The organism is Olsenella sp. AGMB03486, from assembly GCF_040884255.1.
Classification (GTDB): Bacteria; Actinomycetota; Coriobacteriia; order Coriobacteriales; family Atopobiaceae; genus Olsenella_L; species Olsenella_L kribbiana.
The window spans coordinates 1-22,382 of record NZ_JBEVTM010000028.1 but is presented as its reverse complement, the minus strand read 5'-3'; the positions used below and the strand labels follow the sequence as shown (position 1 = coordinate 22,382).

Genomic DNA, 22,382 nt, shown 5'->3' with positions numbered 1-22,382 from the left:
TATACAGAGACCATGAGTCATACTCGCAGAGCATGCTGTGCTTTCCTGTTTGCATTGCTCAGCTGCTTCTATATTCATGTGGCGATAGGCGCGTATCTGCGGCTTTTTATGCATGCTATTTCCTATGTGTTGCAAGAAACAATCATTATATGCAGCATGATAGATATCCGAGTTGATGCTGGTCACATGGATCTCATGAATGGGCAGCTAGCTGAATCAATATGAAGCATGTTTGCGACCAGCACGAAAACATCTATACGTTAATAATCTGACAGAGCAAATGACCTTCGGACCCCGCTCCTGTCCCATCGAATCTTGCTGAACCTTAAAGTTCGAGAAATGAACATTCAGAAAGCGTTCAACAAGCAATCAGAGGGGACAGACATGGAATCCGGAGATGTACAGCAATCGGAAACAGAATCTGCAAGCGATGCAGAAGAGCTCGAAGGCATGCTCGACGCGCATCGCGAGCGCGTGGCAAATGCAATAGCATCCGCTCTTCGGCATAGCGATGCCCTCTGCATTCGGGCAAACCCGGGATGTGGTCTGACGCCTGCCCTGAAGCTCCTCAAGGATACCGGTCCCGATCAAGGCTTCCATGTCATATATAGGACGTTTCAGGGGCGCACCTCCAGATCCTGTGCAGGAGAGATCGCCAAAGAGGACCAGAAGATGCCAGTGGGCGGACTTGCTGCCACCACCGTCCTGATCCTTGACTCCCTTCCTGCCTTTACAGAGACAGAATCCATACGCTTTGGAAAGGCATTTCGCCTCTTTGTCAGGCGTGGCGGAAAGATCGTCTGCGCATTCAGGGAAGAGGGAGTAGAACCTTCAGGCCTCGGCGAGGACGTTTCCTGGGAAGATGCCCATGATGCCTGCTTCGCTGCATATGAGCGGAAGGGCTGGAAGGGCGGCATCGCCTTCGATGAGGCGCTCAGGATATCGGCGGGCACGCCTTCCCTCATGCGGGCGCTCTGGACCTTCCATGCAGAACCCGATGGGCTGCTCTCTGACAGCGATGCGCTGTGCTTTGCGCATGAGGCTGATGCCGCGGTCATGACAGAAGCATCGGCGCTCTCAAAGGAAGCACGCGAAGCGTTTTCCTGCATGCTGCTCTTCGGGACTGGCACGCTCAAGGAGCTCGAAGGCATCCTCGGCGACGATGCAGGGGCTGCTGCTGTACGGGTCTCTTCATACATTCCGCTTGTCGCGCTCGAAGGTGACAGCTGGACCTGCGGATGCACGCAGGACGTCCGCGTCCTTGCCCATATGGACCGCTTCCTTGGCACGCTCGATGTGATGGATCAGCAGGAGGGGCTGCTCTGCATCCTGGCGCTCGAGAAGCGCTCGCTTTTCCAGCGTGCGGCCATCCTGGCTGCACACATGAAGCTTGGAAGGCAGGCAGCAGCGCATATCGTGCTCGAAGGTGCGCGCTATCTCGATGCAGGCGAAGCAAAGGCCGTCGAGAAAGCGCTTCGGGAGGCTGGAGCCACGCGCAACAAGAAGGAAGGGCTCTCGGCTGCATGCGGGCTCAAGCTTGTCTCAGAACCGCGCACAAAGGCTCTCCAGACCTGGCGGCAGAGGGTGGGTGTGCAGAAGAGGACAAAGGATACGTCGCTTTCTGCCTATGAAGGGATATGGCGCATCCGGCAGAGCCTCGGAGATAGGGCAGGCAGGCTCCAGGAGCTGGCAGACGGAAGCGATGATGGCTTTGCGCTACACTGCGCTCTCTGGAAGGCACTCCTCGAAGGAGAGGCACCTGATATCCCTTCAGCCGCGCTTCCCAGGGAAACGGGGCTTCTATCTGAGGTGGCTGAGGCAGATGTAGCGTTCTTCCGGGAAGTGCTGCTGGGGAAGCGAAGCATCTGGCCCCGTGTTGCGGACAGCAGGCTGGATATAGGTGCGCTCTGGGTACGGACGCTTCAGGCTGCTGCTCTTGCTATGGGTCCTGCAGCGTCTGGCCCCGGCGAGCTCGGACGCCTCGCCTCGTACTGGAGCGAGAGGGAAGATGCGCTGCCGCAGCTCGTTTCGGGCATTGCGGGAGGAGCAGCTGCGCTCAGGCAGGGATCTGCAGCGCATGCCCATGTCTTTCTGGCGCACGCAGAACGTGCCGCAGAGGAGCTTTCGAGCACGCCGCTTCTCGACGAGATACATCTCCTCCAGGCGACAGAGATCGGCGGCATGACCGCACGCAGCGTCGCACGAAGGCTCGGCAAGGCGAAGAGCGCTGAAGGAAGGCTCATGGCCCGTGCCGTGCGATGCGCAGCGCAGGGCACGAAGCTCGAAGACCAGGACCTGCCGCTCCAGCTCCGCTGGATTCTGGCGCTTCTTCTGGGCATGCCCCAGAGCTTCTCGTCCCAGATCGGCGATGCTGTGCCAGAAGGCTGGAAGCGCGATGTGGCGCTGTGGCAGGAGGTAGCGCATCCGAAGAAGAGGGAGGAGAGACGGGAAGAGCCTCTGGGGGTCGAGCCTGTGCCTCTTGCAGGCGATGTGCCAGGCCTTCTCGAGATAAGCCTCCTCGGCCGCTTCGAGGCGAAGGTAGACGGCGAGCCCATCCTCCTGAACCGCTGGCCAAGGCGCTCTTCGAAGGCGCTCCTCCAGATGCTTGCAGCCAAGCGGGGGCACACGATGAGGAGAGCAGATGTGCTGGCGGCGCTCTGGCCGGAATCGAACTACGTCGAGGGGCGCCCGAAGATCTATTCGGCCGTGAGCACGCTGCGCGAGGTCGTGCACCAGAAAGGAACAGGTGCCCGCTTCATCGTCGGAGGAGACGGCCTCATCTCGCTCAATCCCGCTTCTGTCATCTGCGATGTGGATGCTTTCGAGGCCCTCGTGAAGGAGGTGCTTGCGGAAGCCACGGGTACCGAACGTGCGCTCGAGGCGGCAGACGAGATCCTGGATATCTATCAGGGAGAGATGATCGTCGCATCGCAGGACAGCTCGGGGATGATGGTGAGAAGGGCAGAGGAGCTCAGACAGGAGTATGTCGATGCGCTCTCGAAGGCAGCGCAGATCGCCCTCGACGAGAGCTCCCTGAGTGCCGCTGCACTCTACGCGCGCTCCGCTTGCCGGGAGCTTCCGACCCGCGAGGATGCCGCCATCGTGCTCATCAGGGTCTATCTCAGGCAGGGGCGCACGGCAGATGCCTGGGAAGCCTACCAGAGCTTCTCGCAGCAGCTCATGGACGACTCCGGCATCTACCCTTCCGGCCGCATGCGTGCCCTCATGGACGATGCCCTGCGGGAGGCAGGGGCGCAAGGTGCAAGCAGGGGCAGACATCCATCTCTGGAAAGCGACTGAAAGGCAGTGCACTTTTGATGATATGGTGGATGGCGGGAAAGAGTTGCCCTGATATCGGATACAGTGTTGGTCGTGTGCATGCTGCGCATACGCCGCCGGTGGCAAATGCGCTTTACCCTTAAGGAATGCTATGGCTAACTTCTTCTCCAAGCTGCTCTCCATGGGAGCGGACAAGCAGCTCAAGGAGTTCCGGCAGATTGCCGGACATATCGATGAGCTCGAGCCGAACTACGCTCCCGACAAGATGGATGACGCAGAGCTTGCGCATCAGACGGTGCTCTTCCGTGAGCGCCTTGCGAACGGCGAAACGCTCGACGACCTTCTGCCTGAGGCCTTCGCAACGGTCCGCGAGGCATCGAAGCGCACGCTCGGCATGCGCCACTTCGATGTCCAGCTCATCGGCGGCATTGCGCTGCACCGCGGCATGATTGCAGAGATGAAGACCGGCGAAGGCAAGACGCTTGTCTCGACGCTTGCCGGCTACCTCAATGCACTTGACGGCCAGGGTGTCCACATCGTCACGGTGAATGACTACCTCGCCAAGCGCGACTCCGAGTGGATGGGCCAGATCTACCGCTTCCTCGGCATGAATGTCGGCCTCATCCAGAACGGCATGCGCCTCAACATGAAGACGCCTGCCTATGCAGCAGATGTCACGTACGGCACGAATTCCGAGTTCGGCTTCGACTACCTGCGCGACAACATGGTCACGCGCCCCGAGATGCGCGTGCAGCGCGGCCATCACTTCGCAATCGTCGACGAGGTCGACTCCATCCTCATCGACGAGGCAAGGACGCCGCTCATCATCTCCGGTGCCGGCACGAAGTCTGCAAGCACCTACAAGGACTTCGCCCGTGCAGTCCGTGGCCTTACGCGCGACGTGGACTACGAGATGGACGAGGCAAAGCATACGATTGCCGCAACCGATGAAGGCCTGCGCAAGATCGAGCATGCCCTCGGCATCGCCGACATCTACTCCGATGTCTCCGGCCAGCTCGTGAACCATCTCCAGCAGGCTCTCAAGGCCGAGTACATGTTCCACCGCGACCAGCAGTACGTCGTGCTTGACGGCGAGGTCAAGATCGTCGACGAGTTCACGGGCCGCATCATGGAGGGCAGGCGCTACTCGGAGGGCCTCCATCAGGCCATCGAGGCAAAGGAAGGCGTTGCGATCCGCGAAGAGAACCAGACGCTCGCCACGATCACGCTCCAGAACTACTTCCGCCTCTACGACAAGCTCTCCGGCATGACCGGTACCGCCATGACCGAGGATGCCGAGTTCCGCGAGATCTACAACCTGCCCGTGCAGGTCATCCCGCCCAACAAGCCCGTCATCCGCAAGGACCACGACGACCTCGTCTACCGCACAATCGAGGCAAAGTTCAATGCCGTCGCAGACGACGTCGTCGAGCGCCATGCCAAGGGCCAGCCAGTCCTTGTCGGCACGGTCTCGATCGAGAACTCCGAGAAGCTCATGCGCATTCTCGAGAAGCGCGGCATCCATCCGCAGATCCTGAACGCAAAGTACCACGAGCGCGAGGCTGCCATCATCGCACAGGCAGGCCGCTTCGGCGCCGTCACGATCGCCACGAACATGGCTGGCCGTGGTACGGATATCCTGCTCGGCGGCAACCCGCAGTTCATGGCGCTGGATCTCATGCGCGACGACGGCATCGATCCGCAGCCGGAGAAGAGCATGAATCCGGAAGATCCGGCATCGGTCGCAGATACGAAGCAGAAGCGCGCCTACGTCGACTCCATAATGCCGAAGTACCGTGCTAAGGCAGATGCCATCTGTGCAGCAGAGAAGGAGAAGGTGCTCGAAACGGGCGGCCTCTGCGTCATCGGCACCGAGCGCCATGAATCCCGCCGTATCGACAACCAGCTCCGCGGCCGTTCCGGCCGTCAGGGCGACCCGGGCGAGACGCAGTTCTACCTCTCGCTCGAAGACGATCTCATGCGCCTCTTCGGCGGCGACCGCATGGACCGCATCGCTGCCATGATGAAGAAGGCAGATATGCCGGATGACATGCCGATTCAGGCGAAGATGGTCACGAAGGCGGTCGAAGGTGCCCAGCGCAAGGTCGAGGAGATCAACTTCGCGATGCGCAAGAACGTCCTCGACTACGACGATGTCATGAACAAGCAGCGCCAGGTCATCTACGAGGAGCGCAACAAGATTCTCGACGGCAAGGACCTGACGGCGCATGTCGCTGAGGTCACGCACGACACGGTCGAGCGCGAGGTTGCAAACTTCTGCCCTGCCGATACGGAAGCAGAGGACTGGGATCTCGAGGGCCTCGGCAAGTGGCTTGCCGACCTCACAGGCACCAAGGAGCTCCCCGAGCTCACACACGATATGGAAGAGGCGGATATCGTCGAGACGATCGACGACTTCGTCGATGGCCGCTACGCCGAGAAGGCAGAGTTCATCCGCGGAATCGGACGTGGCCTCCAGCAGCAGGATGCGAAGGCGGCACTGGATAACGGCGAGCCTGCACCTTCCGAGCACGACCCGATGAACGACCTCTCCATGCGCGTCATGCTCCGTGTCATCGACACGAGGTGGATGGCATACCTGCAGGAGATGGACTACCTCAAGACCGGCATCGGCCTTCGTGGCTATGGCCAGAGGGACCCGCTTGTCGAATACAAGACCGAGGCCTATTCTGCCTTCACCGAGCTCGTCAACACCATGTACGAGGACTTCCTGCGCATCATCCTGAGGATCCAGGTCGTGGCGCAGCCGCAGCCTGCCCAGGAGGGCGCAGAGCTCAAGGGTGCCCGCTATTCGGGTCCGGCAGATGTCGACGGTGACCATCACCGGAACATCTCCTCTTCGGGCATCGCCCAGAGGAGGACCGCGCGTGAGTCCGTGCCGGCAGATGAGAAGCCGAAGACCTACCGCAAGGCAGAGGACCCCGATCCTTACGCGAATGTCGGCAGGAACGACCCCTGCCCCTGCGGCAGCGGCAAGAAGTTCAAGAACTGCCATGGCAGGAACCGCTAATGGCAGACGAGGCTCCGATCACCGCTGAGGGGCTTGATGCCCTCGAGAAGCGCCTGCACGAGGTGGAGGGCTATCTCCATGTCGCGCAGAAGCGCGAGCTTGTCGAGGCGCTCCAGCACAAGAGCGCCGAGCCTGGCTTCTGGGACGATGCAGCAGCTGCCCAGAAGACGATGGCTGAGCTCTCATCTGCACAGGAGGATGTCAAGGGCATCGATGCGGCGACAGAGAAGCTCGGCGATGCACGTGCCGCGCTCGAGCTTGCTGACGAGACGGACGACGATGAGCTCCGCCAGGAGGCGACGTCTGCTGCAGAAGAGCTGAAATCCGAGCTTTCCGAGCTCGAGCTCTCGAGCTGGTTCACGGACGATCTCGATCACGGCGATGCAATCGTCACGATCATGCCAGGCCAGGGTGGCCTCGAAGCGCAGGACTGGTGCGAGATGCTCTTCAAGATGTATCTGCGCTACTGCGACCGCCGCGGCTGGAAGGTCACGGTCAACGATGCGCCCCAGGCCGAGGTCATCGGCATCGACCGCGCGACGTTCACGGTGAGCGGCAAGAACGCCTACGGGATGCTGCGTGCCGAGCAGGGCGTGCACCGTCTCGTGCGCATCTCGCCGACAGACGAGAAGAAGAGGCGCCAGACGACCTTTGCGGGCGTCGAGGTGCTGCCGGTCCTTCCTGACGATATCGAGGTGAACATCGATCCGGGAGACCTGCGCATCGATGTCTACCACGCCACGGGACACGGTGGCCAGGGCGTCAACACGACGGACTCTGCAGTCCGCATCACGCATATCCCGACCGGCACGGTCGTCACGTGCCAGAACGAGCGCAGCCAGCTCCAGAACAAGGCCTTCGCGATGAAGATCCTGAAGAGCCGCCTCTACGAGCTCGAGCTCCAGAAGCGGGAGCAGCAGATCGACGAGCTCAGGGGCCCGAAGCACGATATCGGCTTCGGCAACCAGATCAGGAGCTATGTGCTCTATCCCTATCAGCTCGTGAAGGATCTGCGCACGGGCGTCGAGACAGGAAACGTTTCATCGGTGCTCGATGATGGAGACCTCGATCCCTTCATCATCGGCTATCACCGCTGGGTGACAGGGGAGGAACAGAAGGTATGAGCAGGCGCGAGAAGATGGCAGAGATCGTACGCGATGTCGTTCTGATTGCTGTGGGGTCCGCCATCTTTGCGTTTGGCTTCGACTCCTTCCAGCTGCCGAATGGCCTTGCTGCAGGCGGCGTCACAGGCATAGCGACAATCGTGTTTGCGCTCGGACAGAGGGCTGGCATCTATATCCCGGTCGGTGTCCAGACCATTGCGATGAACATCCTTCTGCTCTCGCTCGTCGTGAAGCAGGGCTCGAAGCGCTATCTTGCAAAGACCGTGGCAGGAATCCTGCTCTCCGGCTTCTTCACGGACCTCCTGCAGCCCATCGTGCCCGTGCTCGGCGAAGGGGAGCTCCTGCTCTGCGCTCTCTGGGGCGGTGTCGTCACGGGCGTGGGCCTGGGCCTTGTCTTCATGGCGGGCGGCAACACCGGCGGCACTGACATCATCGTCCAGCTCATCTCGAAGAAGACGGACATCGCGATAGGCACGATGATGATTGTCGTGGATGGTGCGATCGTCGCGGCCTCTGCGCCTGTCTTCTCTGTCGAGAACGCGCTCTATGCGGCCATCTCGATGTTCATCTGCGGCAAGGCGATCGATGCGGTCGTCGATGGTCCGCGCTCCGCCCGTGCGGCCTATATCATCTCGAACCGCTATGAGGCGATCTCGAAGGCTATCCTCTTCGAGCTCAACCGTGGCTGCACCGAGATTTCTGCCAAGGGATCCTACAGCGGCGAGACACGGCCCATGCTCATGTGCGTCATGGGGCGCTCGGAGACGACGAAGCTCAAGGATATCGTGGCAGAGCTCGATCCCGATGCCATTGTCGTGATTGCAGAGGTCCACGAGGTATTCGGCGAGGGATTCCGCAGCCTCGAAGCCTGAGTGTGTTAAAGGTCTGTTTCCGGTACGCAGGAGAGCATGGGTTTTACCCATGCTCTCCTTGCTTATGGACACATCCTGCGCATCCTGCGTATATGATGAAAGGGACTGCCCAACGGGCAGAGGAAGCCTAAAGACGGGAGCGCTATGACGAAGGAATGCGAGAGCAGGGCGCCGCACTGCTCGACGCACGAGATAGAGCTCGTGGCGAATGCAGTCCGCCACGATATCGTACAGATGCTGACCGAGGCCGGGTCGGGACATCCGGGAGGATCGCTCTCCGCAACGGATATCCTCTCGGTCCTCTATTTCTCGGGCCTCATGAACTATGACCCGAAGGACCCGAAGTGGGACGGCCGCGACTTCTTCATCCTTTCGAAGGGCCACGCAGCCCCTGCCCTTTACGGCATCATCCACCAGCTTGGCTGGATTACGGATGACGAGATGCTCTCGATCAGGAAGCTTGGAAGCATCCTGCAGGGACATCCCGATTCGAAGCTCTGCCCGGGCATCGAGGTCTGCACAGGATCTCTCGGTCAGGGCATGTCGGTCGCATCGGGTGCTGCCCTTGGCTTCAGGCTTGACGCCGAGAAGAAGGGTGCCCCTCTTCGCCATGTCTTCGCGCTCACCGGCGACGGCGAGCTCCAGGAGGGCCAGAACTGGGAGGCAGCGATGTTTGCTGCCCACAGGAAGCTCGGAAACCTCTGCGTCTTCGTCGACCTCAATGGCCTTCAGATCGATGGCCCTGTCGACACGGTCTGCACGCTCGGCGATGTGCCGGCGAAGTTCCGTGCCTTCGGCTGGCATGTGCAGGAGGCAGACGGACACGATATCGAGGCGCTCGAGGCAGCTGTGAAGAACGCGCTTGCCGTCGAGGACCAGCCTTCTGTCATCATCTGCCACACGATCAAGGGCAAGGGCGTCTCCTACATGGAGAACCAGGTAGGCTGGCATGGCAATGCGCCGAGCGCCGAGCAGGGGGCCCAGGCACTGGCTGAGCTCGAGGCTGCACGCGCCGAGCTTCTGAAGGAGGCCGCAAATGACTAGAAGAGCGACCCGCGAGGCATTCGGAGAGACGCTCATCGAGCTTGTGAAGGAAGGCCTCGATGTGATGGCGGTCGACGCCGACCTGGCAGGCTCGACAAAGACTGCCCAGCTCGGTGCCTACGATCCTGACCGCCTTGTCGATGTGGGCATCGCCGAGCAGGACATGATCGATGTGGCAGCAGGCCTCGCACTTACCGGCCGCACGGTCTTCACCGGCTCCTTTGCCGTCTTCGGCACCGGACGCTGCTACGACCAGATCAGGAACACGGTCTGCGATTCGAACCTCGACGTGAAGGTCTGCCCGACGCACGCCGGCATCACGGTCGGCGAGGATGGCGCGACACACCAGATGCTCGAGGACATCACGCTCATGCGCGTCCTTCCGAACATGCGCGTGCTCGTGCCGGCAGACTACTGGGCTGCAAAGGCAGCGCTGCGCCTTGCCGCGAAGACGCCGGGTCCGGTCTATGTGCGCCTCGGCCGCCACAAGGTGCCCCTCGTCTACGATGAGACGTTCGTAGGCGGCCTTCCCTTCGCAGGCGTCGTGCGCGAAGGCACCGATGTGACGATTGCTGCTGCCGGCGTCGAGGTCTCGCAGGCACTCGCTGCAGCAGACCTCCTCGAGCAGGATGGCATCTCGGCAGAGGTCCTCGACATCTTCTCCGTGAAGCCGCTCGACGAGGAGACGATCCTCGCTTCCGCCTCCAAGACGGGTCATGTCGTGACCTGCGAAGAGCACTCGGTCTATGGAGGCGTCGGCTCGGCCATAGCAGAGCTCCTCGGCGAGAAGCTGCCGGTGCCCTGCCACCGCGTCGGCATGAAAACCTTCGGCACCTCGGCAAACGGCGATGTGCTGCTCCATCACTTCGGCCTCGACGGAGAGGGCATTGCGCAAGAGGTGAAGAAGGCGCTCGGCCGTTAGGTCTTTGCAACATCTCTGATAGAAGCAGGGCTTTGCTTTGAGTCCTGCTTCAGCGTCCTGAGCTAATCGTGCATTTTTCAGGGCCCATGGCGTCTGCAGCCTGCTGCAGACGCTATGCTTGCTATGATTTTCAAATCAATCTGTCCGCTGATTCGTGCATACAGGAAAGAGAAGGAGCTTCTGTGGCCAATCACTTTCGCAGTCGGGAGCGGCAGGGGAATGAAGAGCTGGAAGACACCGGCGCCCTGCAGACGAGCGCTCCTACACCAGAAGACGAGCCCGCTTCTGCGGGCGCATATCAGGATGTGACATCGCAAGACGCAGACAATGGAGAGCCTCTCGACGAGGAGTCCTCCGTCATGCAGTCCATCTATGCAAGCGTCGCCGAGAAGGCAGCAGCTGCACCGCAGGCACAGGATGAGGCAGCTGCGCCGGCAGACATCGACGACGATCTCGACGACCTCGATACCCCGGGCGCCATCGACGATTTCGACGAGCCGGCACCGGCAAGGACTGCCGCCCCTGCACCCGAGGCAGCGCCCGCGCCGCAGGCGCAGCCATCCTCGACGTCTGTCTTCACCGTCCCTTCCGTCGAGCATCCGACGCAGCAGAGCGCTGGCATCGTGCAGTCCTCTGATGCTGACGACGACGGCATCACGTCCTACGCAGGCCTTTCCTCGAATGGCATGCCCCAGGTCCCGCATGAGGGAACGCCGACAATCTCCTACCGCAATGTCACGCTCATCTACAAGGCCCAGCCGAACAAGCCGGCCCTGGAGGATGTGAGCGTCGACATCTATCCGGGCGAGTTCGTCTTCATCGTCGGACACTCCGGATCGGGCAAGTCCACGTTCATCAAGCTCATTACCCGCGAGCTCAAGGCAACGAAGGGCAAGGTCATGGTCGCAGGCCAGGACCTCACGACGATGCGCAACTGGAAGGTCCCGTACCTGCGCCGCCAGATCGGCTGCGTCTTCCAGGACTTCAAGCTGCTGCCGGACAAGACGACCTACGAGAATGTCGCCTTCGCTCTCGAGGCCATCGGCAAGCCCAAGTCCGTCATCAAGGCCCAGGTGCCTGAGGTGCTGCGCCTTGTCGGCCTCCAGGACAAGATGGACAACTATCCGGACCAGCTTTCCGGCGGCGAGCAGCAGCGTGTCGCTGTCGCCCGCGCCATGGTCAACAGGCCGCCGCTGCTTGTCTGTGACGAGCCGACCGGCAACCTCGATCCGGCCATCTCGCTTGGCATCATGAAGCTGCTCGACCGCATCAACCGCACCGGCACCACCGTTGTCATGGCCACCCATGACCGCGAGATGGTGGACTCCATGCGCCGCCGCGTCATCGCCCTTGAGGGCGGCCACGTCGTGCGCGACCAGGAGAGAGGAGGCTATGGCAACTATGGCACCATCTAATATCGGCTATTCGCTGCGTGAGGCCATGCACCACTTCAAGCGCAACTTCGGCACCACGTTCGGCGCTATCGTCACGATCTTCCTGTCGCTGTTCATCATCGGCACGTTCGTGTTCCTGTCTGCCCTTGTCGACAACATGGTCGGCAACGTCGAGGACAAGGTCACGATCCAGGCCTACCTCGCAGATGACGCATCCCAGGACGCCATCGATGCCCTCCAGCAGAAGATCGAGGGCTGGGACAACGTCGAGTCTGTCACCTACAAGAGCAAGGACGAGGCTCTCGAGGAATACAAAGCCACGATGTCGAACAAGAACGCCGAGGACGCTGTTGCGGCACTCGACGGCACGAACCCGGTTCCTGCATCGCTTGTGATCAAGCTCAACGATCCGCAGGAGGTCGAGAACGTCGCGAACAAGCTCATCGACGATTCCGACTTCGCCTCTGTCGCTGACGATTCCGATCCGGCCAACTCGGTCCAGTATGGACGCGAGACGGTCGAGCGCCTGTTCACGGTCACGTCCTACATCCGTATCATCGCAATCGTGCTTGTCGTGCTGCTGACGTTTGTCGCCTTCGTCTTCATCAACAACACGATCCGCCTCTCCATCTCGGCACGCCGCCGCGAGATTGGCATCGAGCGCCTCGTCGGCGCCTCGAACGGCTTCATCCGTGGGCCCTTCGTCGCCGAGGGCGCCATCGAGGCGCTCATCGGCGCCCTGCTCGCAATCTGTGCGCTCCAGGCCGTCATCACGAACGTCCTGCCGCGTCTCCAGGAGCAGGTGGCGTTCCTCTCGTTCAACCTGCAGCCTGCCGTCATTGCGCAGACCTATGGCCTGCTCATCATCGTCGGCGTGGCAATCGGCCTCTTCGGCTCCGCTATCGCAATGAGGCGCTACCTGAACGTCTAGCGCCAGGCGCAAAGCATTTTGTTGGTCTAGTATGGGGGTGGCACGCATGAGCGTGCTGCCCCCATGCTCTTGTCTCGAGGAGGACTCATGTCGCACGCAAAGCGCAGGCCGAAGAAAGGCAGGAGATACGGACGCGACAGGGGGCACAAGCCCCAGCCCACAGCGACAGGCACCCTGCATATCCATGAAGGGGGAAGGGCCCGCGTCGTCTGCCAGGAAGGGACATTCCGTGTCGCCCATGGAGGCCTCCATGAGGCGATGAACGGCGACAAGGTGGCCGTCTCGCTCGTGCCGGCAAGGGGCGGCGAGCGCCAGGCCATTGTGAGAAGCGTGCTCGAGCGCGGGACGAAGACGCTCCTTGCGCGCTATGAGGAGGCGGGGCCGCTCCGTGCCCTCGTGCCGCTCGACATCCGCGTGAGCCATGACTTCTTCATGGTCCCTGAAGACCGCTCGGACCGAAAGCTCGGCGTGCATGACGGGGACATCGTGCGTGTGCGCATCCTCGAATATCCGTCTCGTGGCGTCTCCGGCACGGCGACAATCGAGCGCAGGATAGGCTCTCCCGCAGGCCTCGATATGGGCATGGAGTCGGTCCTTGCTTCCTTTGATCTGCCGGACGAGTTCCCCGCTCCAGTGCTCAAGGAAGCGGAGGGCCTCGTGCCGGGCGTCGCAGAGGCGCTTGCACAGGACAGATACCGCAAGGACCTGAGGGATATCCCGCTTGTCACGATCGATCCTGCCGATGCAAAGGACTTCGATGATGCGGTCTTCGGCAAAAGGACGGGGCAGGGCTTCGAGCTCCTCGTTGCAATCGCCGACGTCACGCACTATGTGCGTCCGGGCTCTTCCCTCGACAACGAGGCGCAGCAGCGCACCTGCTCGGTCTATCTGGCGGACCGCGTGATTCCGATGCTTCCTGAGGCCATCTCGAACGGCGTCTGCTCGCTTGTGCCCCACGAGGACCGGCTTGCGATGGCTGTGAAGATGGAGCTCACGAGCAAGGGCGAGGTCGTCTCGGTCACGCCCATGAAGGCTGCCATCAGAAGCTGTGCACGCTTCTCCTACGACGAGGTCGAGTGCTTCTTGGAGACGGGAGAGGAGCTTCCCTGCGAGGCCATCTCGCGCGAGGCGGTGAAGGAGAGCCTGACCGCGCTCGACGAGGTGGCGCGTCTCCGCATCAAGATTCGCGAGAAGAGGGGCGCGCTCGATTTCCCGTCGCGCGAGGCGAAGGTGGCACTCGACAAGGACGGCACGCCGACCGGTGTCCTGATCCGCGAGAAGACGCGGGCGACCTCGCTTGTCGAGGAAGCGATGCTTCTTGCAAATGAGTCGGTCGCCAAGATTCTCTCCGACCGCGAGGCACCCTGCGCCTACCGTGTGCATGAGGCACCCTCCGAGGAGAATCTCGAGGCGCTTGTCCCCATATTCAAGGAGCTCGACCTCTTCGGGAGCTCAGACGAGACGCTTGCCTTCGAGACCGGCAATCCCCATGCGATGCAGGCTGTGCTGGCACGCTCGGAAAAGACGCCTTCTGCCTACCTCGTCTCGACGATGCTCCTCCGTGCGCAGAAGCGAGCCATCTATCTCGACCACAACGAGGGGCACTTCGCGCTCGGGACGGCGGCCTACTGCCACTTCACCTCGCCGATCCGCCGCTATCCGGATGACACCGTACACAGGGCGCTCAAGGCCTATCTCGAGGGGAAGCTCCCGAAGTTCGCCGAAGGGGCGCATGCGCTGCCCCAGCTCTGCCGCGACTGCTCCGACAAGGAGCGCGTAGCCGATGCTGCGGCGCATGCCTCGCAGGACGTGAAGATGGCAGAGCTCTTCGAGGGCCATGTCGGCGAAGCGTTCTCGGGCATCGTCGACGGCGTCGAGCGCTTCGGCATCTTCGTCGTGCTCGACGACACGATGGCAGAAGGTCTTGTGCCGATACGGTCTCTCGGCGACGAGTATTTCGACTACGACGAGACGCGCATGACGCTCACGGGCGAGCAGTCAGGAAAGAGATACCGTCTGGGCCAGCGGGTTGCGGTCACCGTGCATGATGTGGACACGATGCGGGGACGCATCGGCTTTGCGCTTGCGGCAAACCAGGCACCTGCATCAAGAAGGGCCGAGACGGGTAGGAACGCATAGATAGAGAACAGACGGCAGAAGCAGGGCTTCTGCACGCATGACAGGAACGATATGGGAACTAGCAATCTTCAGGATGAGCTCGTCGCGGCAGAATCGCTCATGGTCGACGGGCAGGATGAGGCAGCAAAGAAGCGTCTGGCGGCACTTGCCGAGGACGCCGAGGAATACGTCGATGCGAACTGCCAGACGACAGAGGATATGCAGTGGTTCGCCTTTCCGACGCTCTTCGAGCGCCTGGCCTACCGCCGTGTCGAGAAGGATCCGCGCACGCTCGAGGATGTGGGAGAGCCGCTCTCGAGGCTCTATTCCGACCTTGCGCTTGCCTGCGTGAGGATGGGGGATGCCCAGGAAGCCATCGAGGCGCTGAAGCAGTGCATACGCTGGAATCCCATGGACTGCGGAGCAAGGCTCGACCTCGCCGAGCTCTTCCGTGCCCAGGGCGACAGCCAGGAATATCTGGCACTCACGTATTCCGTCTTCGAGCGCGCAAGCGATGCCCGCCATCTCGCGCGTGCGTTTGCAAACTTCTCCGAGTACTTCGGAGCGATCGGCAAGCCCCGGACGCAGGCAGCGGCCCTGCGCGCTGCGCGCCGCCTCGATATGGGAGACGACGGGAAGCTCACGCAGATGCTCGCCGACGCTAAGGGTACGGACCACGATCCGGATGAGGTAGACGATTCGGAATGCAGCGAGCTTCTGGGCAAGGAAGGGCTGCCTGACGGCGCAAATGCCGACATCGCGGTCTGCCTTCTCTTCTGTGCCTCCGATGCAGCCGACTTCGGCAACAGGAACCTTGCGACGGAGCTCACGATCCGTGCCCGCGACCTTGTCGGCACCGATGCCTGCAAGGCCCTCCTCGAGCTCATCCATGCGGATGACGAGAAGGACGAGAAGGATGAGAAGGACGAGGGGGAGGCGTGATGGGCAAGCAGGGAAAGCCGAACATCAAGATCATCTCGAGGAACCGCTCTGCCTCCCACAACTACTTCATCGACGAGACGTTCGAGGCAGGCATCGAGCTTGCGGGCTCCGAGGTGAAGAGCCTGCGCGACAGGCCGGCCCAGCTCACGGACACGTTCGTGCTGATCCGTGGCGGCGAGGTATGGCTCAATGGCATGCATATCCACCCGTACGTGAACGGTGGCGTCTGGAACAGGGATCCCGACCGGAGAAGGAAGCTCCTTCTCCACAAGAGGCAGATCTTCTACCTTGACCAGAAGCTCCGCCAGAAGGGCACAGCCATCGTGCCGCTCCAGATGTATTTCGACGAGCACAACCGCGTAAAGCTCACAATCGCGCTTGCCCGGGGCAAGAAGCTCTACGACAAGCGTGCAGACATGGCAAAACGGGATACCGAGCGCGAGATCCAGCGCGCGCTCAAGGCGAGGAGCCGCTAGCCTCCAAGCGGCTTCGGAGAGGGGATTTCAATGGATACACGTGCGCTCTTCAAGTTCACCTCTGGCCTCTATGTGGTCTCGGCGTCCGACGGCACCCGCGAGAGCGGCTGCGTCGTGAACACGGGGCTCCAGCTCACCTCTGAGCCGCTCCAGGTCATGGTGGCCGTGAACAAGCAGAACTATACGGAAGGCATCATCGAGGCGGCAGGACACTTTGCGCTCGTGCCGCTCACACGCGAGGCGGACATGCCGTTCATCGGACGCTTCGGCTTCAGGACCGGCGCGAACTTTGCGAAGTATGCAGGAGACGATACGTTCCGCACGATGTTCGGCGATCCGTATGTGAAGCAGAATGCGGCTGCCGTCATTGCCTGCAAAGTCGTCCAGACCATGGATGTGGGCACGCATATGGTGTTTGTCGGCAAGGTCGAGGACGCCGAAGTGCTGAGTGACGCTCCTCTTCTCGACTACGGCTGGTACCACTCGGAGCTCAAGGGAAAGACGCCTGCCCGCGCCTCTTCCTTTGTCCCTGAAATAGGCTAAAGTTACATGCCATGGAGGGGAAGGGCCCCTTCATGAAGCAGAAACCTTTTAGGAGAGGAAGCACCATGGCCGACGAAGAGAAGAAGACCTACAAGTTCGTGTGCACCGTCTGCGGCTACGAGGTCGAGGTCGACACCCCCGAGCTCCCCGATGACTATGTATGCCCCGTCTGCGGCGTGGGCCCCGACATGTTCGAGCGCGTCGAGGACTAGCACCAGACAGAAACGCTGTCTCTTGCGACAGATGTGCAGGCGCAATGGCGGCCACGTGCTGCTGTTGCGCCTTTTTTCAGCTCCCGTGCATGAGCGCATAGAATGAAAGGCCGGTACTGGCTTCGACAAGAGCGGATTTCATCTTATGCAGCGTGCACGGCAGACATCAGAATCCATCGAGCTTGCCGCCCTTCTGGCGCTTTCGGGCGGCCTTATGGATGCCTACTCCTATCTGGGACGTGGGAAGGTCTTCGCGAACGCGCAGACGGGCAACATGCTGCTGCTCGGCGTGAACATCGCAGACGGCGACTGGCACCAGGCCGCCCACTACGCATTGCCGGTCCTGGCCTTCGCCTTCGGCATCGCCCTCGCACACACCGTGAAGCATGTGAGCCATGAGCACCACCTGCATTGGCGGCAGACGTCGCTTCTCGTCGAGGCGGCCCTTCTTGCGGCTGTCTCCTTTGTGCCCCAGGATTTCGACCTTCTGGCAAACAGCCTGACGTCTCTTGCCTGCGGCATGCAGGTCCAGGCCTTCCGCAAGCTCCATGGACGGGGATTCGCGACGACGATGTGCATCGGCAATCTCAGGAGCGGCACCCATAACCTTATGGATTTCATCCACACACGAGAGAGTGAGCACCTGGAGTCGGCCCTTCTCTACTACGGCACGATCCTCACCTTCATCATCGGTGCCATCATCGGCTCGCGCCTGCTTTCCGCCTTCGGCCTCCATGCTATCGCCGCGAGCTCCATCCTTCTGACGGCTGCCTTCTGCCTCATGTTCTGGGACCGAGAGCACAGGATGGAAGAGGAGGAAGCTTCCCTGAAGGCATAGCGCCTCTGTCAGAAATGCTCCCAGGTGGGTATACTTATGAGGCCGCGCAGGCGGGGCACTTTGAAAACAGCAGAGCGATCTGCTTATCGAACCGGGGGTGACTGGTTTCGACAGGGCAGACCTGAGATGGGCAGCAGGCCGTGGTCTCCTCGCCACGTTAAACAGGGGTACCGTCAAATTGAATTGACGACAACTCTTATCAGGGCTCTTACGCCCTCGCTGCTTAACTTTTAGCTAGCAGCCGTCAATCCGCAGCATGCTCCCGACTGTGGTGCGGCGTCATTTGAGGGAGCTGCACTTCCGGACGTAGCGGGTATGCCGGAAGCCAAGACTGAACCGGCTGGGATGCCGAGCGCAGGCCGGCGCGTGCAAGGCATCCGAGATTCAAGCACTGGCTGAGCCTGGAGACACCTGTCAGGGGTTTGTTTTGGACCGGAGTTCGATTCTCCGCACCTCCACCAAAAGCGATGCGGGCTGCGTGCATGTGCACGTGGCCCGCTTTTTTCATGCCGCAGCCGGGCTGCTGCTAGACTGGGGGCCGTCTGCGCTGAGAGCGAAACTGGTCTTTTGGAAGTGGTCTTTCCCATGCAGGATGTGCCGGCAACAGAGGAAGAGTGGACAGAGCTCGAGGAGCTCGTCTCGTCCACATCGTTTACGCATCCCCACCATATGCCTTTGAGGTGGCATGACACGATCCACGAGCCGGATGCGATCGCACGCGATGCCTGTCTCGAGGACCGCTGCGCCATCATTGCCCGTGTCGGGCTCCTGACGCTTTCGGGCGGCACGGGAGGCTGGCGCGTGCGCGAGGCCATGAACCGTGTGGCCCAGACGCTCGGCGTCGTCTGCTCGGCCGACGTGAGCCTGCTCACGATCGAGTGCACCTGCGTCGATGGGACGGAGCGCGAAACCTTCATCGTCTCGCTGCCGTCCTGCGGCGTGAACACGAAGCGCATCTGGCGCATGGAGACGTTCATGAAGGATCTCGAGGCCTGCGGGGCAGACCTCACGGTCAAGGAGTGCCATCGCCTCATGGACCAGATCGAGCATGAGACGAAAGACGGCTATACGCCGCTGCAGTCGGCACTTGCATCGGCGCTTGCCTGCTCCGCCTTCGTGTTCCTGCTTGGGGGAGGCGCGCCGGAGATGCTGTGCGCCTTCGTCGGGGCAGGCGCGGGGCAGTATGTGCGCCGCATCATGGGGGCGCGGCGCATCACGCATTTTGCCTGCGTCGCGGTTGCCGTGTCCTGTGCCTGCGTCAGCTATCTTCTGGCGCTTATGGCCCTAGGAATCTTCGATTCTGCGGCGCTTTCGCACGAGGCGGGCTACATCGGTGCCATGCTCTTTGTCATCCCCGGCTTTCCGCTGATCACGAGCGGGCTCGATATCGCGAAGATGGATTTCAAGAGCGGCATCGAGCGCCTGTGCTATGCGCTTACGGTCATCCTTGTCGCGACGCTCTTCGGCTGGCTTGTTGCAAGCATTGTCCATCTTGCGCCGGATGATTTCGCGCCCCTGGGAATAGCGCCGGCGCCTCTGGCGCTCATGAGGGCAGCCATGAGCTTCTGCGGCGTCTTCGGCTTCTCGATCATGTTTTCGAGTCCGGTGCCCATGGCAGCCACGGCAGGGGCGATCGGCGCTGTTGCCAATACGCTCAGGCTCGAGCTCGTCGATTTTGCTGCCGTGCCGCCCGAGGCAGCGGCCTTCCTGGGAGCCCTTGCGGCAGGCCTCATCGCCTCGGCCGTGAGGAAAAAGCTCACGTTCCCGAGGATCTCGCTTACCGTGCCTTCCATCGTGATCATGGTCCCTGGTCTCTACATGTATCGCGCAATCTTCTATCTTGCGTCCTACAACATCGCCGACTCGCTCACGTGGATGGTGAGGGCAGCCCTGATTGTCGTGTTCCTGCCGATAGGCCTGGCTGCTGCCCGCATCCTCACGGACAGGCATTGGCGCTATCTCAGCTAGGGCTCAAGTGCCCAATGATGGGTATAACCATCTCAATGGATAACGGAGGAGGATATATGGCAGGCGTGGCACTGGTGCTCGAAGGCGGCGGATTCCGTGACATGTTCACGGCAGGCGTGACGGATGTCCTGATGGAGCATGGCATCTATGGGTTCAGCGCTGTCTGGGGCGTCTCTGCTGGTGCCATGAATGCAGCGACCTACAAGAGCCGCCAGATCGGCCGTGCGATGCGCATCATGCTTGCCTACCGAGACGATCCTCGCTGCATGTCCTGGTGGTCGTATGTGAAGACCGGCAATATCGCGGCCGAGGACTTCCTCTACGACAAGGTGCAGAACGAGCTCGATCCCTTCGACAATGAGACGTTCAAGGACAACCCGATGCGCATGTACTGCGTCGCCTCTGACGCGATCTTCGGCACGCCTGCCTATCTCGAGGTGAAGGAGCTCCCAGAGGATATCGAAGCCATCCGTGCCTCCTCGTCGCTTCCGCTCTTCTCGCATACCGTGAAGGTCAGAGGCCACGAGATGCTCGACGGCGGCACGACGGACTCGATCCCCTTCGCAGCAGCTCTGGGGGAGAAGGAGCTTCCCTACATCGAGGACTTCAAGCCGGCGGAAAAGGTCCTTGTCGTCCTCACGCGCGACCGCGGCTATGTGAAGGGCCTTGGCAACGAAGGCCTTGTCTTGCGCTCCCACCGCTACGATGACTACCCCTACTTCATAAAGGCGCTCGAGGATCGCCGCTACATGTACAACGGTGAGCGCGAAGACCTGTGGCGCCGCGAGAAGGAGGGTTCCTGCCTCGTGATCGCACCGCCTGAGCCTGTCGATGTCGGCGTCAACGAGTCGGATGGCGGAAAGCTTCTCGACCTCTATATCGAGGGCAGGCAGGAAGCCATCAGGCACCTGGACGAGATCTGCGCATTCGTGCCCGAGAGCACCTGGCAGCCCGTGCATCCCGGCCGCTTCTAGCAGTGTCGGATCTATGTGGACGAGCTGTGGGAACAAAAGAATCTTTGCAGGTCATGTGGAGCCGTTGTATACTTTGAAGGCTTTCCACTGAGCCCCGTAATCTCATAGGATAAGCATTTCGTTACAGGTACATGGAGGAGTCAAGTGAAGAAGTCGACTCATTACGCCAAGGCCGGCGAAGTCGAGCGCAAGTGGGTGCTCATCGACGCCGACGGTGCGACCCTTGGTCGTCTTGCTACGACGGCAGCCAATGTGCTCCGTGGCAAGAACAAGCCGCAGTACACCCCGAATGTAGACACGGGAGACTTCGTTGTCGTGATCAATGCCGCTAAGGTCCAGCTTACCGGCAACAAGGCAGACAAGAAGTCCTACTGGCGCTACTCCGGCTGGCTGGGCGGCCTCAAGACCGAAAGCTTCAAGGAGGCTATGGAGAAGCACCCCGAGCGTGTCATCGAGCACGCGGTTCAGGGCATGCTCCCGAAGTCGACCCTTGGTCACCAGCAGGCCATGAAGCTCAAGGTCTACGCTGGTCCTGAGCATCCGCACACCGCTCAGAACCCTGTGAAGATCGATTGGAGGGCCTAACCGATGGCTGACAACACCGCTGTTTACACCGGCACCGGTCGCCGCAAGGAGGCAACCGCCCGCGTCCGCCTTGTTCCGGGTACCGGCAAGGTCACCGTCAATGGCCGTGACGCACTCAACTACTTCGGCCGCCAGCAGCTCGTCGACAACGCACTGGCACCGTTCCGCGTGACGGACACCGAGGGCCACTTCGACGTTATCGCTCTCTGCGATGGCGGCGGCATCAATGGCCAGTCCGGCGCACTGCGCCTGGGCATCGCCCGCGCACTTCTCACGGCTGGCGAGTACCGCGCTGACCTCAAGAAGGCTGGCTACCTCACGCGCGATGCACGTGCTGTCGAGCGCAAGAAGTACGGCCTGAAGAAGGCACGCAAGCGCCCGCAGTTCTCGAAGCGCTAAAGCTTTCTGGCTTGCTCCATTCAAGAGTCCGTCTCCAGCTGGAGGCGGGCTCTTTTCGTATGCTTCGGAACAGCATGGGAATGGGGAGACATGAAGATTGCAGCATTCGAGGCCAGACCGGACGAGGCCGAGGCATTCCAGCGTGTGGAGAAGCTCCCCTTTGTGGATGCGCTCACGCTCGAGTGCGGCCTTCTGCCAGACCATCTGGACGTGCTCGATGGGGCCGATGCAGCGCTGGTCTTGGGACAAGTGCCGCTACGGCGAGGAGCTCCTCTCCAAGATTGCAGGCCGTGGCGTGCATGTGCTTGTCACCCGCACCATCGGCATGGACCATATCGACCTCGATGCTGCTGCACGTCTCGGCATCGCGGTCGGCAATGCGCACTATGCGCCTGATTCTGTCGCGGACTTCACGCTCATGCTCATGCTCGTGGCCCTCAGGCACTGCAAGGCTGCGGTCTGCCAGCAGAACGTGAACGACTATTCGCTCAGAGGGCTCGAAGGCAGGACGCTCTCCTCTCTTGCCGTGGGCGTCGTCGGTACCGGCGCCATCGGCGCTGCCGTCGTGCAGAGGCTCTCCGGCTTTGGCTGCGAGATTCTGGCCACAGGCCATCATGCGAACCCTGAAGTCGCGAAGCGCGCTGCCTATGTATCGCAGGATGAGCTCTTCCGTGCGTCCGACGTGATCTCCTTCCATGTGCCGGCAACGCCTGCAAACCACCATCTGGTG

20 protein-coding genes and 1 other RNA gene are annotated in these 22,382 nt (G+C 61.3%); 20 read left to right on the top strand and 1 reads right to left on the bottom strand.

Annotation, left to right across the window (positions count from 1 at the left end; genetic code table 11):
• Window positions 1–186 (bottom strand): hypothetical protein (locus ABVS03_RS10620; protein WP_368019080.1); only part of this gene is annotated, 186 nt, incomplete at its 3' end.
• 264 nt (window positions 187–450) lie between these two features.
• On the opposite strand from ABVS03_RS10620, the gene ABVS03_RS10615 reads away from it, so the two are divergent.
• From ABVS03_RS10615 to ABVS03_RS10520, 20 genes are all read left to right on the top strand, one after another.
• Complete coding sequence (locus tag ABVS03_RS10615) at window positions 451–3,300, top strand: BTAD domain-containing putative transcriptional regulator (RefSeq protein ID WP_368019079.1); 2,850 nt, start codon at window positions 451–453, stop codon at window positions 3,298–3,300.
• A gap of 130 nt (window positions 3,301–3,430) precedes the next feature.
• Window positions 3,431–6,310: a preprotein translocase subunit SecA gene (gene secA, locus ABVS03_RS10610; RefSeq protein WP_368019078.1), complete on the top strand. Its 2,880-nt coding sequence runs from the start codon at window positions 3,431–3,433 to the stop codon at window positions 6,308–6,310.
• A complete protein-coding gene (gene prfB, locus ABVS03_RS10605; protein ID WP_368019077.1) occupies window positions 6,310–7,434 on the top strand; it encodes a peptide chain release factor 2 in 1,125 nt (374 codons plus the stop codon). The genes secA and prfB overlap by 1 nt, the downstream gene beginning before the upstream one ends.
• A complete protein-coding gene (locus ABVS03_RS10600) occupies window positions 7,431–8,306 on the top strand; it encodes a YitT family protein (RefSeq protein ID WP_330972504.1) in 876 nt (291 codons plus the stop codon). Before prfB ends, ABVS03_RS10600 begins: the two co-directional genes overlap by 4 nt.
• Before the next feature lie 144 nt (window positions 8,307–8,450).
• Entirely contained in the window at window positions 8,451–9,350 is a 900-nt protein-coding gene (locus ABVS03_RS10595) for a transketolase (protein WP_330972505.1), read from the top strand.
• Complete coding sequence (locus ABVS03_RS10590) at window positions 9,343–10,272, top strand: transketolase family protein (protein WP_368019076.1); 930 nt, start codon at window positions 9,343–9,345, stop codon at window positions 10,270–10,272. Before ABVS03_RS10595 ends, ABVS03_RS10590 begins: the two co-directional genes overlap by 8 nt.
• 305 nt (window positions 10,273–10,577) lie before the next feature.
• Complete coding sequence (gene ftsE, locus ABVS03_RS10585) at window positions 10,578–11,687, top strand: cell division ATP-binding protein FtsE (protein ID WP_368019075.1); 1,110 nt, start codon at window positions 10,578–10,580, stop codon at window positions 11,685–11,687.
• On the top strand, window positions 11,674–12,597 hold the full coding sequence (ftsX, locus tag ABVS03_RS10580; protein ID WP_368019074.1) for a permease-like cell division protein FtsX: 924 nt from the start codon (window positions 11,674–11,676) through the stop codon (window positions 12,595–12,597). The genes ftsE and ftsX overlap by 14 nt, the downstream gene beginning before the upstream one ends.
• Window positions 12,598–12,684: 87 nt before the next feature.
• On the top strand, window positions 12,685–14,736 hold the full coding sequence (gene rnr, locus ABVS03_RS10575) for a ribonuclease R (protein ID WP_368019073.1): 2,052 nt from the start codon (window positions 12,685–12,687) through the stop codon (window positions 14,734–14,736).
• Between the two features lie 51 nt (window positions 14,737–14,787).
• Window positions 14,788–15,657 (top strand): tetratricopeptide repeat protein, encoded by an 870-nt coding sequence (locus ABVS03_RS10570; RefSeq protein ID WP_368019072.1) that lies wholly within the window; start codon window positions 14,788–14,790, stop codon window positions 15,655–15,657.
• Window positions 15,657–16,133, top strand: coding sequence for an SsrA-binding protein SmpB (gene smpB / locus ABVS03_RS10565; protein ID WP_330972510.1), 477 nt, complete (start codon window positions 15,657–15,659; stop codon window positions 16,131–16,133). Before ABVS03_RS10570 ends, smpB begins: the two co-directional genes overlap by 1 nt.
• A 30-nt stretch (window positions 16,134–16,163) precedes the next feature.
• On the top strand, window positions 16,164–16,676 hold the full coding sequence (locus tag ABVS03_RS10560) for a flavin reductase family protein (RefSeq protein ID WP_330972511.1): 513 nt from the start codon (window positions 16,164–16,166) through the stop codon (window positions 16,674–16,676).
• Window positions 16,677–16,741: 65 nt separating this feature from the next.
• On the top strand, window positions 16,742–16,888 hold the full coding sequence (locus tag ABVS03_RS10555) for a rubredoxin-like domain-containing protein (protein ID WP_330972512.1): 147 nt from the start codon (window positions 16,742–16,744) through the stop codon (window positions 16,886–16,888).
• A gap of 145 nt (window positions 16,889–17,033) precedes the next feature.
• Window positions 17,034–17,726: a YoaK family protein gene (locus tag ABVS03_RS10550; protein ID WP_330972513.1), complete on the top strand. Its 693-nt coding sequence runs from the start codon at window positions 17,034–17,036 to the stop codon at window positions 17,724–17,726.
• Window positions 17,727–17,819: 93 nt separating this feature from the next.
• Window positions 17,820–18,187, top strand: a transfer-messenger RNA (tmRNA) gene (ssrA, locus tag ABVS03_RS10545).
• A gap of 124 nt (window positions 18,188–18,311) precedes the next feature.
• On the top strand, window positions 18,312–19,694 hold the full coding sequence (locus ABVS03_RS10540; RefSeq protein WP_368019071.1) for a threonine/serine exporter ThrE family protein: 1,383 nt from the start codon (window positions 18,312–18,314) through the stop codon (window positions 19,692–19,694).
• Between the two features lie 56 nt (window positions 19,695–19,750).
• Window positions 19,751–20,668, top strand: a complete 918-nt coding sequence (locus ABVS03_RS10535) for a patatin family protein (protein WP_368019070.1) — start codon at window positions 19,751–19,753, stop codon at window positions 20,666–20,668.
• Between the two features lie 144 nt (window positions 20,669–20,812).
• Window positions 20,813–21,253: a 50S ribosomal protein L13 gene (gene rplM / locus ABVS03_RS10530; protein ID WP_330972516.1), complete on the top strand. Its 441-nt coding sequence runs from the start codon at window positions 20,813–20,815 to the stop codon at window positions 21,251–21,253.
• Window positions 21,254–21,256: 3 nt separating this feature from the next.
• Window positions 21,257–21,652, top strand: a complete 396-nt coding sequence (gene rpsI, locus ABVS03_RS10525; RefSeq protein ID WP_330972517.1) for a 30S ribosomal protein S9 — start codon at window positions 21,257–21,259, stop codon at window positions 21,650–21,652.
• Window positions 21,653–21,818: 166 nt separating this feature from the next.
• On the top strand, window positions 21,819–22,382 hold a 564-nt coding region (locus ABVS03_RS10520; RefSeq protein ID WP_368019081.1), incomplete at its 3' end, for an NAD(P)-dependent oxidoreductase.

Excerpts from the sequence above, each read along its gene's own strand:
- ABVS03_RS10550 (WP_330972513.1), top strand. The coding sequence starts at position 17,034 with ATGCAGCGTGCACGGCAGACATCAGAATCCATCGAGCTTGCCGCCCTT.
- smpB (WP_330972510.1), top strand. The coding sequence starts at position 15,657 with ATGGGCAAGCAGGGAAAGCCGAACATCAAGATCATCTCGAGGAACCGC.
- prfB (WP_368019077.1), top strand. The coding sequence starts at position 6,310 with ATGGCAGACGAGGCTCCGATCACCGCTGAGGGGCTTGATGCCCTCGAG.
- ABVS03_RS10570 (WP_368019072.1), top strand. The coding sequence starts at position 14,788 with ATGGGAACTAGCAATCTTCAGGATGAGCTCGTCGCGGCAGAATCGCTC.
- ABVS03_RS10590 (WP_368019076.1), top strand. The coding sequence starts at position 9,343 with ATGACTAGAAGAGCGACCCGCGAGGCATTCGGAGAGACGCTCATCGAG.
- ABVS03_RS10555 (WP_330972512.1), top strand. The coding sequence starts at position 16,742 with ATGGCCGACGAAGAGAAGAAGACCTACAAGTTCGTGTGCACCGTCTGC.
- ABVS03_RS10540 (WP_368019071.1), top strand. The coding sequence starts at position 18,312 with ATGCAGGATGTGCCGGCAACAGAGGAAGAGTGGACAGAGCTCGAGGAG.
- ABVS03_RS10600 (WP_330972504.1), top strand. The coding sequence starts at position 7,431 with ATGAGCAGGCGCGAGAAGATGGCAGAGATCGTACGCGATGTCGTTCTG.
- ABVS03_RS10615 (WP_368019079.1), top strand. The coding sequence starts at position 451 with ATGCTCGACGCGCATCGCGAGCGCGTGGCAAATGCAATAGCATCCGCT.
- ABVS03_RS10560 (WP_330972511.1), top strand. The coding sequence starts at position 16,164 with ATGGATACACGTGCGCTCTTCAAGTTCACCTCTGGCCTCTATGTGGTC.
- rnr (WP_368019073.1), top strand. The coding sequence starts at position 12,685 with ATGTCGCACGCAAAGCGCAGGCCGAAGAAAGGCAGGAGATACGGACGC.
- ABVS03_RS10595 (WP_330972505.1), top strand. The coding sequence starts at position 8,451 with ATGACGAAGGAATGCGAGAGCAGGGCGCCGCACTGCTCGACGCACGAG.
- ABVS03_RS10535 (WP_368019070.1), top strand. The coding sequence starts at position 19,751 with ATGGCAGGCGTGGCACTGGTGCTCGAAGGCGGCGGATTCCGTGACATG.
- ftsX (WP_368019074.1), top strand. The coding sequence starts at position 11,674 with ATGGCACCATCTAATATCGGCTATTCGCTGCGTGAGGCCATGCACCAC.
- secA (WP_368019078.1), top strand. The coding sequence starts at position 3,431 with ATGGCTAACTTCTTCTCCAAGCTGCTCTCCATGGGAGCGGACAAGCAG.
- rpsI (WP_330972517.1), top strand. The coding sequence starts at position 21,257 with ATGGCTGACAACACCGCTGTTTACACCGGCACCGGTCGCCGCAAGGAG.